Genomic DNA, 18,300 nt, shown 5'->3' with positions numbered 1-18,300 from the left:
GAACAATGTGCTGTGTGCGATGAGCTTTCCGCCGCAATTCCTTGATGAATTGAGGACCCGACTGCCGGTCTCCGAGGTCGTCGGAAGACGTGTGACCTTGCAGCGGCGCGGGCGCGAGTTCATTGGACTCTGCCCTTTTCATACCGACAGCAAGCCGTCGATGAATGTCGTCGATGACAAGAACTTCTATCACTGCTTCGCCTGTGGGGCGCATGGCGACATCATCAAGTTTGTCATGGAGAACGAAGGCATGGCCTTTCCCGAGGCGGTCGAGAAGCTGGCGGAAATGGCCGGCCTCGAAGTGCCCAAGGAAACCCCTGCCGAGCGGGAAAGATCGAAGCAGCGTAACACCCTGCACGAAGTTCTTGAGCATGCCTGTAACTGGTTCGAGCAGAAATTGGCCGGGCCGGGCGGTGCGGAAGCACTCGATTATCTGCGAGGGCGTGGCTTGTCGCCCAAGACCATCGGACATTTCCGCCTTGGCTGGGCCCCGGACAGCCGTACGGCGATGACCCAGTCGATGAAGGCTGAAGGCATTGACGAGGCCTTGCTGGTCGAGGCCGGATTGCTGCGCAAGCCGGAAGGCGGCGGCGATGCCTATGATTATTTCCGTGGCCGGGTGATGTTTCCGATCACCGACCGGCGCGGCCGGGTCATCGCCTTCGGTGGTCGCATCCTGGGGGACGGGCAGCCGAAGTATCTGAACTCTCCAGACACGCCGGTCTTCCACAAGGGGCGCGTACTCTATGGACTCGCGCAGGCGCGCGAGGCGGCCCGCAAATCGGAAGAGATCATTGTCGCCGAAGGCTATATGGACGTGATCGCGCTGTCGCAGGGCGGCTTCCCGCAAGCCGTTGCGCCGCTTGGCACGGCCTTGACCGAGGACCAGATCGCCGAGCTCTGGAAGCTGGCGAACGAACCGATCGTCTGTTTCGACGGGGATACCGCCGGCATGCGCGCCGCCGCCCGCGCCGCCGACCGGGCATTGCCGATGCTGAAGCCGGGTCACTCACTGCGCTTCGTCACATTGCCCCAGGGGCAGGACCCTGACGACCTGATCAGCAGGCACGGCTCCAAGGCGATGCGGGATGTGCTGGATGCGGCAGTGCCGCTGTCTGATTTCATCTGGCGTCAGGAGTTGACGGCCCAGCCGGTGACCACGCCGGAGCGGATTGCCGATTTTCAGACCCGGATGCGGGCCCGTATCAAGGAAATCGGTGAGCGCACGGTTCAGGAAAGCTATGCCGACATGGTCGAGAACCGGATCCGCGAGATGCGGCGTGCGGGTCGGGAGAACAGTAATTTTAAGCGCGGCGATAAACGCGGATACAAACCGTCCAATCAGAATACGACTTTTATCCAGGGGAACCGCTCGAATATTCCGGCGGTGATGGCGAACCGGCAGCAGCAAATCGTGCTCGCAGCCCTGATCAATCACCCGGGCCTGATTGACGAACTTGGCGAGACTGTGGGCGCGCTTTCCTTCGCCGATCCCTTCCTTGACAAGCTGCGGCAGCAGATCATAGAGATTGCGCTCGCCGATTCGGGTCTTGACACTGACGGGTTAATCTCCCATTTGACGCGGTTGGGGTTGTCGGATGCCTGCAACGGGCTTCTTGGTGGGGAGACATTGGGCCACGCGGCTTTCGCGCGGCGCAGCGCGACGCTTGTTCAGGCACGCGCGGGACTGACTGAATTACTGGCTCGCATCGGAAAGCCTCAGCTTGAGGCACAGCTGGCCGATGCCGAGCGGGCCGTGGCGGAAGAATTTAGCGAGGCGAGTTGGAACCGATTGGCGTCCCTAAGATCGGCGCTGGCTTCCCTGAATTCCAGCTCCGCACTCGAAGAGACCGACATGGGTCGGTCATAAGATAACGGCGGGTCGCCCCCGGTTGGGGCGATGGCGCATTTGGAGAGGTCGACGAACGAATGGCGAAGCAATCGCTGGCGAACGAAGACGAGAACCGGGACCGCGAAGAGAATAACGCGGACGGCCCGCTGATCGACAATGTCAATCAGACTGTCAAAAACCTGATCAAAAAGGGCAAGGAGCGCGGCTACCTCACCTATGACGAGGTGAACGCGGCACTGCCCCAGGAGGAGATGTCCTCTGAACAGATCGAGGATGTGATGTCCGCTCTGAGCGAGATGGGCGTCAATGTCGTCGAGAATGAGGAACAGGAAGACAGCGGCCCGGAGCCCAAGGCCGAAGATGAGAAGGCAGTGGCCGGCAACGTCGCCGATGACGATGTAGGCCGCACGGACGATCCGGTCCGGATGTATCTGCGCGAGATGGGCAGCGTCGAGCTGCTGTCGCGCGAAGGCGAAATTGCCATCGCCAAGCGGATCGAGGCCGGCCGCGAGATGATGATCGGCGGCATCTGTGAGAGCCCGCTGACCATCAAGGCATTGATCCAGTGGCGTGACGCGCTGAAGGAGGAGAAGGTTCTCCTGCGCGACGTCATTGATCTTGATGCGACCTATGGCGCTACCCCGGAAGGCGCGAAGGCGAAGGAGAATGCTGCGAACGCCAACGCGAACGCCAACGCTGTGATCAACGCCAACGCTGCCACCAGCGTTGGAAAAGCTGAAGACGGCGAGAGCGACGAAGACGATACCAAGTCCGCTGACGCCAAGTCGGAGGATACAGAGTCCGAGGACGACGAGGCCGATGACGGCGTGGTCAAGTCCGATGAGGAACGCGCTTCCGGCGACACATCTGATGACGACGACGACGATGATGATGCCGAAGAGAACAATATGTCTCTTTCCGCCATGGAAGCGGCCCTGACGCCTCAGGTGCTCGAAACTTTCGACAAGATTGCCGAGACCTACGGCAAGATGAAGAAGGTTCAGGACAAGCGCCTGCAGCGCCTGCAGAAGGGTGAGGAACTGACCGCCCAGAGCGAACGCCGTTACGAGAAGCTGCGCGAAGAACTGGTCGATCTGATGGAGGGCGTGCGGCTCAATAACGGCCGTATCGAAGCGCTTGTAGAGCAGCTCTATAGCCTCAATCGTCATCTCACCGGCATGGATATGCGCATGCTGAAGATGGCGGAAAAGGCCGGGGTCGACCGCGCCGTTTTCCTGAAAGAGCATTTCGGCAACGAGCTGGCTCCCGACTGGTCCGACCGCGTTGGCGATCTGTCCGGCAAGGGCTGGGCGAAGTTCGTCGAGCGTAACGAGCTTGAAATTGCCAAGCTGCGCGATGGCATGTCCGCCGTGTCCGAGGATGCAGGCCTGCCGATCGGCGAATTCCGCCGGATCGTTCAGACGGTGCAGAAGGGCGAGCGCGAGGCAAGCCGGGCGAAGAAGGAAATGGTCGAGGCGAACCTGCGTCTCGTGATCTCCATCGCCAAGAAATATACCAACCGTGGCCTGCAGTTCCTGGATCTCATTCAGGAAGGCAATATCGGCCTGATGAAGGCCGTCGATAAGTTCGAATATCGCCGCGGCTACAAGTTCTCGACCTACGCCACCTGGTGGATCCGGCAGGCTATCACCCGGTCGATTGCCGACCAGGCGCGGACCATCCGTATCCCGGTCCACATGATCGAGACCATTAACAAGCTGGTCCGCACCTCACGTCAGATGCTGCACGAGATCGGCCGCGAGCCGACCCCGGAAGAGCTGGCCGAGAAGCTGGTCATGCCGTTGGAGAAGGTCCGCAAGGTCCTGAAGATCGCCAAGGAGCCGATCAGCCTCGAGACGCCGATCGGCGACGAGGAAGACAGCCATCTCGGTGACTTCATCGAGGACAAGAACGCGGTGCAGCCGCTCGATGCGGCGATCCAGGCGAACCTGCGCGAGACCACAACCCGTGTGCTCGCCAGCCTGACCCCGCGTGAAGAGCGTGTGCTGCGCATGCGCTTCGGCATCGGTATGAACACCGACCATACGCTTGAGGAAGTGGGCCAGCAGTTCAGCGTGACCCGTGAGCGTATTCGTCAGATCGAGGCGAAGGCGCTCCGCAAGCTGAAGCATCCGAGCCGGTCCCGGAAACTCCGGAGCTTCCTGGACTACTAAACTCCCGACCTTGCTGGACTATATTATCGGGTGGACGACCCAAAGGTTATTTGAGAAGGCGGTGCCGTTAAGGCGCCGCCTTTTTCATTGCCCGACTTCCAAAACGGATTGGTATGGCGGAGCCGCGACAGATCGATTTGCCGGGAAGAGGATCGAGATCGTCGTGCCTTCATCAGGTGCGCTGATGCAGTCCAGTTTCGCGTCGTGCAGTTCCGTCAGCCTTTTGACCAGAGCCAGCCCGAGGCCCGCTCCTTCAGCCTTACGCACCATGCTTGAACTACCCTGCATGAACGGCTCGAAGGCATGAGCTTTGGTGGCCTCGTCCATGCCGAAGCCAGTGTCGGTGACTGTCAGCCGGATGCGCCCATCTTCTTGCAGATGACCGGATAGTTCGATGCGCCCGCCTGGGGGCGTGAATTTCACCGCGTTGGTCAGAAGATTGATGAGGATTTGCCGTATACGCCGCGCATCGGCCCTGAGAGCGCGGCCTTGCAGGTTGATGTCGGTGATGATGTCGATACCGGCGGAACTTGCTTGGTCGGCAACCATTCGCACACAGTCATCGCCTAATTGTTCGATATTGAGGGGTTCATCGCTCACCGCTTCTCCGCGCGCCTCGATGACCGAGAGATCAAGCACGTCGCCGATCAGGCTCAGGAGGTGAGTGCCGCTCGATTGGATATGCTCCGCATATTCGACATAGTTCCGGTTTTCGATCTTCCCAAGCACTTCTTTCACGATCATCTCGGAAAACCCGATGATCGCGTTCAGGGGGGTGCGGAGTTCGTGGCTCACGCCGGCAAGAAAACTGGTTTTTGCGGAGTTGGCGAATTCCGCCTCTTCCTTGGCATGCCGGAGGCCGATCTCGGCCTTCTTGCGTTCCGTAATATCCGCGAGAATTGTGCAATAGGCATAGATAGCCCCGGTATCCTCCCGAAGCGGGAAAATAACACCGAGGAAGGCCCTTTCTCCGTGAGCCGTCGGCGCGGTGAGTTCGACCGCAGTTCCGTCTTCGCGTTCCGCCGCCGAAGTCTCGAACGCCTTGATCTCCTGGACGAATTCATCCGGAAACAGCTCCTCGTTAGACCCTCCGATCACTTGATCCTTGCGGAGATTGAATACGGACAGGAATTCGGCATTGGCGATGATGTAACGACCGTCCAGATCCTTGGCGAAAATCGCTGCCGGTGCCCGATCGATGACCGATTCCGCGCGAAATTCGCTTTCCCTGAACGCAGTGAAAACCCGTTCGATGGTATCGCCGAGGCTGTTGAATTCGCGTATTGGACCCGATTGGAATTGCGGGATATGGCTACCGCCCTCGATCGTGGCCGCGACGGCGTCGGCATAATGCGACAGCTTGGAAAGCGAGCGCATGGTCACCAGCCTGATGAACCCGCTGAGCATGGCGGCCAGAACGATGATCAAACCGATAACGATGGGGAGCAGCCGGAGATAGGTGGCCTGGAGGTCTGCAATCGGACTTGCTGCACGGACCGCTTCGATAACTGTCCCCGGGCCATCAGCCGTAACCGAAAAAGATATGGTGGTTTTTGTCCCAGTTGTGGCAATACCGCTTTCAGCCCCATCGGTCCTCGCCCCACTGGTCTCGTCATAGGTCGAGATTCCAGAGACCGTCTTGCCGTCAACCAGCAGCGCGACGGCTTTCAGGTCCGTGTCGTCCAGAAGATCGCGCAGGACGCGCGAATTATCATTCAGGATAACACCGCCGAATAGTCTTCCTGTGACGGCCCGGCTTGTCGGATCGATGATTTGCAGGCCACTGACAAAGGCGGCAATCATCGTACCGTCAGCCGCTTGGCTCGTTATTAAACGCGGGCCTCCGGACAGAGGAAATGCCGCGGCGTCCCGGACAATTGAGGCGCTGTTATAAGGACTTGAGCTGACATCGATGATCCGTTCGTTTCCGCCGGGATCCACGAAAAGAATATCGAGCACGCCGCTGTCCAGCTCGAAGAAGGCGTTGCCGAGAAGTTCCTCGACTGCGCTGTAATTTCCTTCTCTCAGCCGACTCACCAGCACGCCATTGTGGGACAGAACACGGAGAAAATTCTCCAGATGTCCGAGCTGGGTTCGGAAGTGGAGTTCCGTGAAACGGTGGTAATGCTGGTGACGTCGCTCCAGTTCAGCATCAAGTGTCTGGCTCGCGAACCAAAAGCCAAGCCAGACAACGATGGCGGAAATAGCCAGCATCGCCCCGAAAGAAGCCGCGGCGATGATCGTCGAATAGCGGAAGTCGTGACGCGTCAAGATCGGCGCTACCTTGAGTACCGGAACGCCTGGTCGACCAGTGTCTCCAGCGCTTCGTCCGAGGTTGTCTGATCCACCATTGAGAAACTGCCGGAGAAGATCTGAGGGATATCCTGTATTCGATCTTCCAGAGTCATCCGGATCGCCTCGGCCATCGCGACGCCATTGTCGTCATTCATCCGCATCACCGTAAAATCGATCTCGCGGTTGCGGATTGCAGCCAGCTCGCTGCTGCCGCCACCCCAGCCGTTCACCCTGATGGTCCCAAGAAGACCCAGTTCTTTCAGTGCGTCTGTAATTCCGTGCGCGATGTCCGTCGATGCAGCGAAGACGAAGTCGAGATCCTTGTTCACCCTGAAAAGCGCCAGGGCGGCCTCTCGGGCACGCTCCCGGTTGAACCCGACATAATATTCCGCGGCGAGTTTGTAATCAGTCCTGGCGGAAATGTATCGTTTGAAAGTTCCGCCGCGCATCTCGCTGACATAGCCGACGGGCCCGTAGAAGATAGCGTATCGTGCTTCTTTACCGGCCCGCTTGATGTGCTCGTCCGCAAGCAGCCTTGAGCCGACACCGTGATCGAAGCCGACATAGAGCAGAGGCGGTGGCGGGCCGAGATCGGTCAGTGGTGTGGTGATGTTCTGCAGGATGACTTTCGTATGACCGGAAGCCAGAACCCTGGAGATCATGCCTTTATGTCTCAGGGCATCGAGCGTGAAGATGAGGAAATCCGGCTTTTCCCGAAGCACTTCCCCGATGGACTGTTCCTGCAGGCGAAGGTCTTCCGCGCTCTTGGTGAACCGCGTCGCGATTTTGTGCGGGATGCCGATTTCGTCCATGCGGGCGGTGAAGGATTTCACGCTGCGCCGCCAGTAATCCGACTGCTGCAGACCCGGATAGATAATGTGGATCGTGACCGGAGTTTTTATTGGCTTCTCAAGGGGGCTTGCAAGCCTGTGGACCTGTCGCTCGAACGAGTCCGATTTGCGGCGCTCGTCCGGATGGGCGGCAAGAAAGGCATCCAGCTCGATGAATCGTGGATCGCCCTGCGCCAAAACCGTCGCTGGGCCAAAGGTTCCCGGAAAAATGACCGAAGCCAGTGCCAGAATTTTTAGAAGCTTCCTCACGCATAGCTCCTTGTGGATGCCGGTCCACGGGCCTGCTTTTCACTCCACCTTACACGAGTGCTCAGAGTAACGCACGTTTCACGCGATCTGCATGCAACTTGGCGTTACTGGGTTCACGTCACCAGAGCGCTTCCTGATTGCTGGACCGCAAATCCGATTGCCGTGCTCGGTGGCGAGATGCCAAGATCGCTGCGTTGCAGCAAAGGAGGCGCCGCGTGAGACTTCGGAAGCGAAACTGGGTCCCGAACGGCCCGGAAACACGGGTCGGCAAGCTGGCGGAACTGACGGCCGCTGAAGGCGCGCGCGCCATTGCTGAGCGAATCGACAGGCTGATCGCCCGCAACAGGGAAATCCACGAGCGCGACTGTTTCAACCTGAACCCTGCTACCAACGTCATGAACCCGCGGGCCGAAGCCGCTCTTGGGGCCGGGCTGGGTAGCCGGCCGTCGCTCGGTTATCCCGGCGACAAGTACGAAATGGGGCTTGAGGCGATCGAGGAGATCGAAGTCATCGCCGCCGAGCTTGCAGCCGAAGTCTTCGATGCCGGGTTCGCTGAGATCCGGGTGCCGTCGGGCGCCATCGCCAATCTCTACGGCTTCATGGCGACCTGCAAACCGGGTGATGCCATCATCGCGCCGCCGGCCTCAATTGGCGGTCACGTTACCCACTTGCAAGACGGTTGCGCCGGACTCTATAGCCTCGAGATTCACGAAGCGCCGATCGATCCGGATAATTTTACCATTGATCTGGACGGGCTCAAGGCCCTCGCCGAACGGGTGCGCCCGAAGCTGATCACCGTTGGCGGCAGTCTCAACCTCTTCCCCCATCCTGTTGCCGGTGTGCGGGAGATTGCGGACGCGGTGGGAGCCAAGGTGATGTTCGATGCCGCGCATCAATGCGGCGTGATCGCCGGCGGCGCCTGGCCGAACCCGCTGAAAGAAGGCGCTCATTTCATGACGATGAGCACGTACAAAAGTCTCGGCGGTCCAGCCGGCGGGCTGATCGTTACCGACGATGCTGCTCTGGCCGAGAAGTTCGATGCCATCGCCTTTCCGGGCATGACGGCGAATTTCGATGCCGGAAAATCAGCGGCACTTGCGATCACCCTGCTTGACTGGCGTGAATTCGGCGCCGCCTATGCGGCCGAGATGGTCAAGGTCAGCAAGGCCTTCGCCGCAGCGCTTGCCGAGGGCGGCATGCCTGTTCATGGCGCCGGGCGCGGTTTCACCGGCTCGCACCAGTTCGCCGTCGAGGCGGCGGCATTCGGTGGCGGCCAGGCGGCTTCAAAGCGGCTCTATGAAGCCGGCTTCCTCGCCTGTGGTATCGGCCTGCCTATCGCGCCGGTCGAGGGAGACATGAACGGGCTGCGCATCGGCGTGCCGGAACTGGTCCGCTGGGGTGTCGGGGTTGAGGATGTGCCGGAGATCGCGGACTACGTGGTCCGGGCGCTCAAAGCGAACGATCCATCGGCACTGGCGCCGGAGGTGGCGAAGCTGCGGAAGCGGTTCGACAGAATCCACTTCATCCGTGACTAAGGCGCGCGCCTAGAAGGCGACCGCGACCGCAGCCAGAACGCCGAGCCAGTAGTGAAGAAGCGTAACGCCGAGCAGGTTTTTCTGCCGCAAATACACGTAGCCGAAAATGATGCTGGCAAAGAATGTGATCACGACGGCATCGACCCCGAATGTCAGGTGCAGGGATGCGAAAATCGTGCTCGTCAGCAGAACTGCCCGATGGCCTTTGGTGTCGTCGAGAAATTTCTGGAACAACCCCTGAAGAAGACCGCGCGAGCCGACTTCCTGAACGACCGTATGCAGAAAATACTGAATGAGGAAAAACGTATCGACGCTGGCGCCAGGCGTGTTTCCTGACGCCTCCGGTTTGAACCAGACAAGGTAGATTGCCACGGGAATGGTGATGAGAACGCAGATGACAATCGTCTCGCGGAACGATCGCCACAATCCTTCCCGCCTGATGCCCAGATCAGCCAGCGGGATGCGCATCATTCTTATGATGAGCAGGCAGGGAATGGCCAGAAAGACGACGGTCTGCCAGGAAAAGCCGGGATCGTAGATGTCCTTTACGTAATCTTCGGCAACCAGATAGAACAACGTCGTCGAGATCATGTAGATCGCGATGGTGAAGATCAGAAAGTAGCCGAACTGATTCTGGATCGTCTTGATTTCCAGCTGCTTGCGGAGCGAGGCGAGCATTTCATCACTGAGCGTGCGCGCACGGCTGACCACGACAGAAGCAAGTGCGCCCTTGAGGTCGCCTATGACCGCGGGTGCATTCGCGATGTTTTGCAGCGCGTCCGCCGGGATCATGATCAGCACACAGGGCACCTCCGCCCTGACGGACGCGGATCGCCGGCCGCCATCCAGAAACGCCAGTTCGCCGATACAATCCCCGGCAGTGACCGCATTGAGCACGACAGAGCTTCCGTCCCCGGACTCCCTGACAGCATTGGCCGAGCCCGAGACGAAGAGGAAAAGATCCGTTTTTTCATCACCTTCCCGGACAATCAGCTCGCCGGGCGAGGCTTCCGTCATTTTTGAAACGGAGGCTATCGCTTGGATGGTTTCCGGGCTGAGTTTCGCGAAAGTAGGATGCGCGCCGAGGGTTTGAGCAATGTTCTGGGATGCGTCTTCCATGAAGACCTTTGATCAAATTCGTGAAGCGAGGAGGGATATCCGCTCATCGTGACGGCGATTGTCAACTGGACAATGCCACAGACCAAACCGCAAGAGTTGAATAAGCTGCCATGATCGAGGTTCTGGAGCTTCGGTCTAATTTTTTGGGTATGAGCTTGAAAAGAAAACAGAACGTACTGATCATCAATGCCTATTTCGATCCGTGGCGCTCCTCGACACCGACGCGCTGGTTCATCCCACGGGCGATGGCGCCGTATTATCTGGCCGGTTACTTCAACGCCGATCTCGTCAATGTGCGTGTCTGGGACGAGGTGTTCCACGGCGCGCTGCTGGATACCCGGTTGTTCGACTGGCCGGACCTGGTCATCTTCACCGGCCTGACGGCGGCCTTCGACCGGGCGCATCAGCTTTCAGCCTATTTCAGAAATGCCAATCCAGCCGTCGTCACCGTCATTGGCGGTCCGATTGCCCGCGCCTTGCCCAGTCTTTGCGCCGAGGCATTCGACTATGCCTGCCAGGGTGACGTTGAGGAGATGTCACAGGTCATCGCAGAAGTGTTCGACAGATCTCATGTCTCTGAAACCGGCGCGCCGCGGTTCGATCTCGCCGTGCCCTCGATGGGGCTCGGCTATCTGGAGACGACGAAGAACTGCAATTTCGCCTGCTCGTTCTGCTCCCTGACCGGGGAGCAACGAAAATACGTGTCCCATTCGGAGCAATCCATCGCCCACCAATTCGATGCCATGAAACGCGTGCTGGGTGTCATGGTCCTGGACAATAATTTTTATGGCAACAACCGGCAGAGCTTCGAGCGGCGCGTCGAGCTGATCGGGGACCGTTGGCGACAAGGTCAGTTCCGCGGCTGGGGGGCTCTGGTAACCGGGGACTTTTTCAAACGCCCGGAGAATGTCGAGCTGATGGCCAGGAACGGCTGCAAGGCTGTGTTTTCCGGCGTGGAATCCCTTGATCCCGAGGTTCTGAAATCCTTCAACAAGAAGCAGAGCATGACGTCGGACCCGCGCGCATTGACGAAACTGTGCGCCGAGAACGGCATGTTCTTCGATTATGGAATGATCGCCGATTTTTCCCAGCAGACGATCGCTGACGTGGACAGTCAGCTAAACGCTGTCCTGGATGATCCAACCATTCCCCTGCCGGGTTTGCTGTCTCTGACCATTCCCATTCTGGGCACACCCTATTTCGACGAGGCGGCCAGCGCCGGTCGCCTGATGCCAGACCTCCTGCTCAGCGACATGGATGGACAAAAGGTCGTTGAATGGCCGAAGGAGCCGCTTGAGAAAGTCGTGCCCTTTGTCGCCGATCTCATGCAGTTCAAGGGCCGTAAACGCGCTTTGGCCCGGCATGCGGCCAAGCACGCCTGGCATTGGCGCAAGCATTTCGACTGGGACCAGACCGCATTGGCGATGGTCCGCCCGTTGCACCGCTTCGGCGGCAAAATCAATCTGGGCAGCATCAGACAGATGAGCCAATCGCGCAAAGAGCCGCCGCTGACCTATTGCGCGCTGAGCGATGGCTTGCGCTCGGCATACAAGCCACTCGTCCCGCTGCCGTCGAAGTTTGAAAAATGCTTTGAGCCTCTGAGGATCACCGACGCTGAAGGCGGGCTGACGGAGGAACTTCTGAATGCGCGGGCAAAAGCCGCACCGGTCGCGCTGGCCGGTTGAGGTCTCGGGCTAAAACCCGGCCTCGTGTGATGTTTGAGCGGCTACGGCATTGTCCAGAAATTGCTGCGTGCAGGATGCCCAGCTGTATTTGAGAGCCCAGGCGCGGCAACGGTCGGCCGGGATCTGCAGGGCATCCAGCGCGGCCTGACGCAGGTCTTCGGAGAGAACACCCGTGCCGCTGTCGCCGATGACATCGCGGGGACCCATCACCGGATAGGCGGCAACCGGAACACCGCAGGCCAGGGCTTCAAGGATTACCAGCCCGAATGTGTCAGTCAGCGAGGGAAAGACGAACGCATCGGCGCTGGCGAAATGTCTGGCAAGATCCTCACCTGATTTCGCGCCGGTGAAATAGACCTCCGGATATTCCTTCCGGAGGCTGGCCAGTTGCGGGCCGTCACCAACGACGACCTTCGAGCCGGGCAAATCCAGATCGAGGAAAGCCTTGATATTCTTCTCGACCGAAACGCGTCCGACATTGATGAAGATCGGCCGCGGCAGATCCGGCGGCAGCACGGAGGCTTCCGTCGGGCGAAACAGATCCGCATCCACACCACGCGACCACATTTTCAGATTCCGGAAGCCCCGGCTCTCCAGGTCCTGTCTGAGCGTTTCCGTCGCGACCATGCAGCCGGCCCCGAAATTGTGGAATCTGCGAAACCAGGCATAGAACCAGGAAACCGGAAGCGGCCAGCGTGCCTCCACATATTCCGGGAAGCGCGTGTGATACCCGGTTGTATAGGGCGTGCCGGTGCGGCGCGCAGCCGACGCCGCCAACAGCCCGAGGGGGCCTTCGGTCGCGATGTGCAGATGCTCGCACCCGTAGGCGGCCATGCGCCGCTGAACGGCCCGGCGATGTGTCAGGGAAAGCCGGATGTCGGGATAGGTCGGGCAGGGGACCGTGACGAATTCCTGGGGTGACAGAAACTCGACCCGGACACCCATCTTTTCAAGCTCCCGTGCCGTCCATTGCAGGGACCGGACGACACCGTTGACCTGCGGGAGCCACGCATCCGTGACAATGAGTATCGATGTCATATTTTAATCCTGAAACACATCACGGATTCAGAGGCGTTACCTTAAAGCCTTACGACGCTTGCTCGTCATATTTCGGATCGAGGGTGATCCCGGAATAGCGCTCCTGTTCCTGCGACAGCTCTTCCCAGTACAGCACCTCCAGGGTGCCGTCATGGTGCTCGACGACCGCTGTACAGCTTTCGACCCAATCGCCGGTATTGACGTAGTGAATGCCATTCGTCTCCCGGCTCGTCGCATGGTGGATATGGCCGCAGATCACGCCGTCGAGCTCCTGGCCCCGGACCTCTTCCGCAACAACGGCCTCGAAGTTGCCGATGATATTGACGAAGCTCTTCACATGACGTTTCGCGAAGGCGCCGAGCGACCAGTATTTCATCCCCATGCGTCCGCGCACCCAGTTCAGCCAGGTGTTCGTCGAGAGGGCGAATTCGTAGAAGCAGTCCCCGAGATAGGCCAGCCATTTGGCGTTCTGGATCACCACGTCGTACTGGTCTCCATGGGTCACCAGATACCGGCGGCCGTCCGCTGTTGTATGGATCGTCTGGTCGAGTATCTCCACCCCTTTGATCCTGCGGCCGTCGTACCGCCTGACGAACTCGTCATGGTTACCGGGAATGTAGGAAATCTTCACGCCGAGATGCGCTTTCTTCAGGATCATCTGAACGGCATCGTCGTGAGATTGTGGCCAGTATCGTGACTTCTTGAGCCGCCAGCCATCCACGATATCGCCGATCAGATAGATTCGGTCCGCTTCATGCTTGTTCATGAATTCGACGAATAGATCGGCCTGGCAATGCCGGGTTCCCAAATGGATATCCGAAATGAAGATCGCGCGGAAATCCCGCTGCCGGGAAGGTGTCGAGTCTACTGTCACATGCCTGCCTGTTCAGGGGCGGGCGCAAGTTGCTTTGCGCCGTTTATAATTGTTTGCCCGCTACCATAGCTCGCCTCGACGTCCCGGAGCCACTATCCGGACGGGAATCTGTTTCTGTTTGTGTTTTAGGTCACACTGAAGCGGCCCGGTCATACCCCCGCTTGCCGTCCTGTGTCAGCTTTCGAAGGTGAAGGCCGACGCTTTCTTCATGTGCTGGTCTGCCCGGATCGTCCGGTTAAGCGGCGGGTGGGCGCGCTGACTGCAATCGAGCCGTTCGCACAGCCGGCAACTGACGCCGACTGGGGTCGCGCCGGTGGCTTTCGGCAGATCAAGCCCGTCCGCATAGACCAGATGCTTCGCGTCCCTGATCTCGCAGCCGAGGCCGACGGCGAATTGCGGTTGCAATTGCTCGTGCCAGCCGCCGGCGCTGTCGAGGGTGCGGGCGATGGTGAAGAAAGTGGTCTCGTCCGGCATCCGGGCGACCTGAGTGTGGACCTGTCCCGGCGTGCGGAAGGCCTCATGCACCACCCAGCGTGGGCAGGTGCCGCCATAGCGGGCGAACTGGAAGCCGCCGCCATTGAGGCGCTTGGAGACATTGCCGGCCGCATCGACGCGGATGAAGAAGAACGGAATGCCCCGCGCGCCCGGACGCTGCAGGGTGGTCAGGCGGTGCGAGACCTGCTCGAAGCTGGCACCGAAACGGCGGCGCAGCAGTTCGAGATCGTGCCGCAACTCCTGCGCCGAGGTCCGAAATGTTTCGTACGGCATCAGCACGGCGCCGGCGAAATAATTGCAGAGGGCGACGAAGAGCATGTTGCGGGTTTCCGCATCCGTCGGCTCCAGCCGGTCGATGATGCTCTCGATCAGATCGTGATGGGCGAGCGCGGCGAACTGGGAGGCGAGCTGGAAGCAGCGACCCGATGCCAGCAGGGCTTCGGACAGCAGAATGCGGCGGCCGTGCGGATCGTAGCGCCTCAGCGTGTCGGTCATGACATGCACGGGCATCACCTTCACTGCGATGCCGTTTTTTTGGAAGAGGTGTTCGCTCAGCCCCCTGAACAGATCGTTGCGATCCAGTCCGGCCTCAAGCCAGAGCGCTTCAGCCGCTTCCTCCAGTTCGGGGAAGTGGTTCGCCTCGCGCTGGTGCATATCCCGCACAGCCTCTACAGGGGAGAGAGGTTGGCCTGGATCGGGAAGCGGGTCACGCCCGGTGCCGATCGAGCCCGCCCGGGCATTCTCCCAGACTTGGCGATAGGCCTGATAGAGCCGCAGCATGGCCTGCGCCGCGTTCGGCGAGCGGGCGGCGAATTCCTGCAGCTCGACCGGGCGCACCGGCTGATCCCGGAACAGCGGATCGCTGAATACCTCGGCGAGTTCGGCGACGGTCTTGGCGTCGTCATCCTCGGCGAACTGTTTCAGATCCAGCTCGAAAGCCTGCCCGAGCTTGAACAACAGCGGGACGGTTACCGGCCGCTGATTGTGCTCGATCAGGTTGAGATAGCTTGGCGAAATACCGATCTCGCCTGCCATTTCCGTCTGGCTCATGCCGAGGTCTGTCCGGAAACGGCGGATCTTCGGCCCCAGCATCGCCTTGCGGTCAAGCGCCTCCATGCCCTGTTCCTTCATTATGATTAGCGGGCGTCTTCCCACCTTATGGTTCTTTCGCGCCTGCACAATGATTTTCATAATTTTCAAAACATGCTCATTTAATTTTACAGGTGTGACAGATTTACTTTTTTACTTTCAATGACTTATGGACGTTCTTCGTTTTGCGTTGCACGGTCTTTCCAGTGTTGCGGTGCACATCGGCTCTGGAAAGGCCGGGCGCACCGTCCGGATCAAGGCGGCGAGGCCGCGCAACCGAGGAGAGCAAGCATGTCCAAGGATTTCGAAAATATGACGCTGACCGCGTCCGGCCGTTTCGACAATGTGAAGCGCGATTACTCCCGCGCCGATGTTGAGCGGCTGCGTGGCACCGTCCGTATCGAACACAGCCTTGCCCGCAAGGGTGCGGAGCGGCTCTGGAAGAGCCTGCATGAGGAAGATTTCGTGCCTTCCCTCGGCGCCGTCACCGGCGGCCAGGCGGTGCAGATGGCGAAAGCAGGCCTGAAGGCGGTTTATCTCTCAGGCTGGCAGGTCGCGGCGGACGCGAATGTCGCCGGTGCGATGTATCCGGACCAGAGCCTCTATCCGGCGAACAGCGGCCCGGAGCTGGCCCGCAAGATCAACAATTCCCTGCTGCGCACCGACCAGATCCATCATCTGGAAGGCGATAACAGCACCGACTGGATGCTGCCGATCATCGCCGATTGTGAGGCCGGCTTCGGCGGTGCCCTGAACGCCTACGAGCTGACCCGGGCCTATATCGATGCGGGTGCCGCTGCGGTGCATTTCGAGGACCAGCTGGCGTCCGAGAAGAAGTGCGGCCATATGGGCGGTAAGGTTCTGGTGCCGACCCAGCAGCATATCAACACCCTGAACGCGGCCCGTCTCGCCGCCGATGTCGAGGGCGTGCCGACTCTGGTGATCTGCCGCACCGATGCCGAAAGCGCCAAGCTGGTGACCAGCGACGTGGACGAGCGCGACCGGCCGTTCCTGACCGGAGAGCGCACAGCTGAAGGCTTCTTCCGGTTGAAGGAAGGCACCAGCTTCGAGCGTTGCGTTGCTCGTTCGCTCGCCTATGCGCCGTATTCCGACCTGCTCTGGATGGAGACATCGACGCCGGACCTGGAGCAGTGCAAGCGCTTCGCCGAGGCCATCCGCAAGGAGTTTCCCGACCAGATGCTGGCCTATAACTGCTCCCCGTCCTTCAATTGGACGGCCAATCTGGACAAGGACGATATCGCCCGCTTCCAGCGTGAGATCGGTGCCATGGGCTACAAGTACCAGTTCGTCACCCTGGCCGGTTTCCACTCCCTCAACTACGGCATGTTCGAGTTGGCCTCCGGCTATCGCGAGCGTGGCATGGCGGCTTATTCGGAACTGCAGGACGCGGAATTCGCCGCCGAGGCGCAGGGCTACAGCGCGACCAAGCATCAGCGCGAGGTCGGCACCGGCTACTTCGACGCGGTTGCGACCGCGATCAAGGGCGATGCCTCCTCGACCACGGCGCTGACCGGATCCACCGAGGAAGCCCAGTTCCACGAGACCGAACAGGCGGCTCGCACGGCAGCGGAATAAAGGTCCGGGAGGCTTGGGGCCGGCGGGCGGCTAACCACCCATTGCCCCCGCCGGCTCCCGGACGACCGGTACAGGAAAAGGAGAGAGACAATGAGCAATCGTTTCTGGGTCATCGGCGGGGAATATACGGACACCCGCTTCAGCCAGCTGATCGACGGTACCGAGAAAATGTTCGGCCCGTTCGGCGATCAGAGTGAGGCCCGGCAGGTCTGGGATCGCATCGCCAGCGAAACCCGCAGCATCTGCACGGCGCGCTTCACCATCGTCCAGGAAGGCGCCTCCGGCTGAGCCGCGGAGCACAGAATAGACGGATCAATCCCTGGCGGCTCGGATCGTTTCTTGATCGGTTATCCGATCGGCGGATCCGATAAAGCCTGACTGCCCGGCCCTCAGAGGCCGGGCATTTTTTATGGGGAGAAAGGTCCGGGGATGCGCAGGCCGGTTGACGGCGCCGCCATCGGTGCGCATAACACCTGTCCCGTGCTTTCCGCCGGAATAGGGCCTGTAGTTCAGCGGTTAGAACGCACCGCTCATAACGGTGTTGTCGGGGGTTCGAATCCCTCCGGGCCCACCATTCCAAAGACTGGTTGCCGATTTCAGCGGTGCTCCGGTATCAGCTTGGTCCCGACAGGGTCAGGGCCCTGAATATTTCACGACAATGATCAAGAATGGCCTCTGTGGTTCACAGGCCCTGTTTCATGTCCGTCATTGAGACCAAGATGTCTGCATTCTTGTCGTGTAGGATCGATCAGATCGGGCGATGGGATGCCTAGTTCCCAGCACCAAGAGGTCGTCACGCGATAGGATTGCTGGGAAAGGTATCACGATGGAAAACGAGATCGACGATCTGGTCCGGCGCCTGGTGCGTCTGGAAGATGAGCTCGAGCGTAAGCTGGAGGCGCAACGTGACCAGTTTCGCTATCGCGTGGAAGAGGGGCGCGCTGTCTTCGAAGAGAGCGTCAACCGTCAACACAAGCTGCTGAAAACCAGCCTCGTCACGTTTTTGAAGCGATCGCCGCTGGCAAGCCTGATCGTAGCCCCGGCTGTCTACGGGCTGATCATACCGATCGCCCTTCTGGATCTCGGGGTCTGGATCTTTCAACTCGTCTGCTTCACCGCGTGGGGGATGGAGCGGGTGAAGCGCTCGGACCATGTGATCGTTGACCGCCACCGTTTGAGCTATCTCAACGGGATCGAAAAACTGAACTGCTGGTACTGCGGCTACGCGAACGGAGTCATCGCCCTCGCACGCGAAGTCGCCAGCCGCTCGGAGCAGTACTGGTGTCCGATTAAGCATGCGCTGCGCGTGCGCACGCGGCATCCGCGCTACAGGAACTTCGTTGAGTATGGCGACGCCGAGGGCTTTCGCGCGCAGCTCGAGAAATTACGCGACGAGGTCAGGAAACACCCCGATGCCCGGCCGGAAGCACCCGGCCAGGAGGGCTGAA

13 protein-coding genes and 1 tRNA gene are annotated in these 18,300 nt (G+C 59.9%); 8 read left to right on the top strand and 6 right to left on the bottom strand.

Features of this window, described 5'->3' with window-relative positions:
- The first annotated feature begins 19 nt into the window (after window positions 1-19).
- Together dnaG and rpoD are read left to right on the top strand one after the other, a co-directional pair.
- On the top strand, window positions 20-1,870 hold the full coding sequence (gene dnaG, locus VOI22_RS11360) for a DNA primase (RefSeq protein WP_323796599.1): 1,851 nt from the start codon (window positions 20-22) through the stop codon (window positions 1,868-1,870).
- Window positions 1,871-1,929: 59 nt separating this feature from the next.
- Window positions 1,930-4,026, top strand: a complete 2,097-nt coding sequence (gene rpoD, locus VOI22_RS11355) for an RNA polymerase sigma factor RpoD (RefSeq protein ID WP_323796598.1) — start codon at window positions 1,930-1,932, stop codon at window positions 4,024-4,026.
- Between the two features lie 84 nt (window positions 4,027-4,110).
- On the opposite strand, the gene VOI22_RS11350 is transcribed toward rpoD, so the two are convergent.
- Both VOI22_RS11350 and VOI22_RS11345 read right to left on the bottom strand, forming a co-directional pair.
- Complete coding sequence (locus tag VOI22_RS11350; protein WP_323796597.1) at window positions 4,111-6,297, bottom strand: PAS domain-containing sensor histidine kinase; 2,187 nt, start codon at window positions 6,295-6,297, stop codon at window positions 4,111-4,113.
- A gap of 8 nt (window positions 6,298-6,305) precedes the next feature.
- Window positions 6,306-7,421, bottom strand: a complete 1,116-nt coding sequence (locus VOI22_RS11345; RefSeq protein WP_323796596.1) for a substrate-binding domain-containing protein — start codon at window positions 7,419-7,421, stop codon at window positions 6,306-6,308.
- A 215-nt stretch (window positions 7,422-7,636) separates the two neighbouring features.
- On the opposite strand from VOI22_RS11345, the gene glyA reads away from it, so the two are divergent.
- Window positions 7,637-8,956, top strand: coding sequence for a serine hydroxymethyltransferase (glyA, locus tag VOI22_RS11340; protein ID WP_323796595.1), 1,320 nt, complete (start codon window positions 7,637-7,639; stop codon window positions 8,954-8,956).
- A 9-nt stretch (window positions 8,957-8,965) separates the two neighbouring features.
- Here glyA and VOI22_RS11335 read toward each other — a convergent pair whose 3' ends face one another.
- Complete coding sequence (locus VOI22_RS11335; protein WP_323796594.1) at window positions 8,966-10,075, bottom strand: cyclic nucleotide-binding domain-containing protein; 1,110 nt, start codon at window positions 10,073-10,075, stop codon at window positions 8,966-8,968.
- Between the two features lie 155 nt (window positions 10,076-10,230).
- Here VOI22_RS11335 and VOI22_RS11330 point away from each other — a divergent pair, with 155 nt between their 5' ends.
- Window positions 10,231-11,760 (top strand): B12-binding domain-containing radical SAM protein, encoded by a 1,530-nt coding sequence (locus VOI22_RS11330; RefSeq protein WP_323796593.1) that lies wholly within the window; start codon window positions 10,231-10,233, stop codon window positions 11,758-11,760.
- A gap of 9 nt (window positions 11,761-11,769) precedes the next feature.
- Here the strand turns inward: VOI22_RS11330 and VOI22_RS11325 are convergent, their stop codons facing one another.
- The 3 genes from VOI22_RS11325 to VOI22_RS11315 all read right to left on the bottom strand — a co-directional run bounded on the left by VOI22_RS11325 (window position 11,770) and on the right by VOI22_RS11315 (window position 15,283).
- Window positions 11,770-12,798, bottom strand: coding sequence for a glycosyltransferase family 1 protein (locus VOI22_RS11325; protein ID WP_323796592.1), 1,029 nt, complete (start codon window positions 12,796-12,798; stop codon window positions 11,770-11,772).
- Between the two features lie 49 nt (window positions 12,799-12,847).
- Window positions 12,848-13,672, bottom strand: coding sequence for a UDP-2,3-diacylglucosamine diphosphatase (locus VOI22_RS11320; protein ID WP_323796591.1), 825 nt, complete (start codon window positions 13,670-13,672; stop codon window positions 12,848-12,850).
- A gap of 174 nt (window positions 13,673-13,846) precedes the next feature.
- A complete protein-coding gene (locus VOI22_RS11315) occupies window positions 13,847-15,283 on the bottom strand; it encodes a helix-turn-helix domain-containing protein (protein ID WP_323796590.1) in 1,437 nt (478 codons plus the stop codon).
- A 264-nt stretch (window positions 15,284-15,547) separates the two neighbouring features.
- On the opposite strand from VOI22_RS11315, the gene aceA reads away from it, so the two are divergent.
- The 4 genes from aceA to VOI22_RS11295 all read left to right on the top strand — a co-directional run bounded on the left by aceA (window position 15,548) and on the right by VOI22_RS11295 (window position 18,299).
- A complete protein-coding gene (aceA, locus tag VOI22_RS11310) occupies window positions 15,548-16,852 on the top strand; it encodes an isocitrate lyase (protein ID WP_323796589.1) in 1,305 nt (434 codons plus the stop codon).
- Window positions 16,853-16,942: 90 nt separating this feature from the next.
- Entirely contained in the window at window positions 16,943-17,140 is a 198-nt protein-coding gene (locus VOI22_RS11305; RefSeq protein ID WP_028466491.1) for a hypothetical protein, read from the top strand.
- Between the two features lie 210 nt (window positions 17,141-17,350).
- Window positions 17,351-17,426: transfer RNA gene (locus tag VOI22_RS11300), tRNA-Ile, on the top strand.
- 252 nt (window positions 17,427-17,678) lie between these two features.
- Window positions 17,679-18,299: a hypothetical protein gene (locus VOI22_RS11295; RefSeq protein WP_323796588.1), complete on the top strand. Its 621-nt coding sequence runs from the start codon at window positions 17,679-17,681 to the stop codon at window positions 18,297-18,299.
- The last annotated feature ends 1 nt before the right edge of the window (window position 18,300 follow it).

It is taken from the genome of Nisaea sp. (assembly GCF_034670185.1).
Classification (GTDB): domain Bacteria; phylum Pseudomonadota; class Alphaproteobacteria; order Thalassobaculales; family Thalassobaculaceae; genus Nisaea.
Note: the sequence above shows the minus strand (reverse complement) of the source record. Positions and strands in the feature narration are given on the sequence as shown.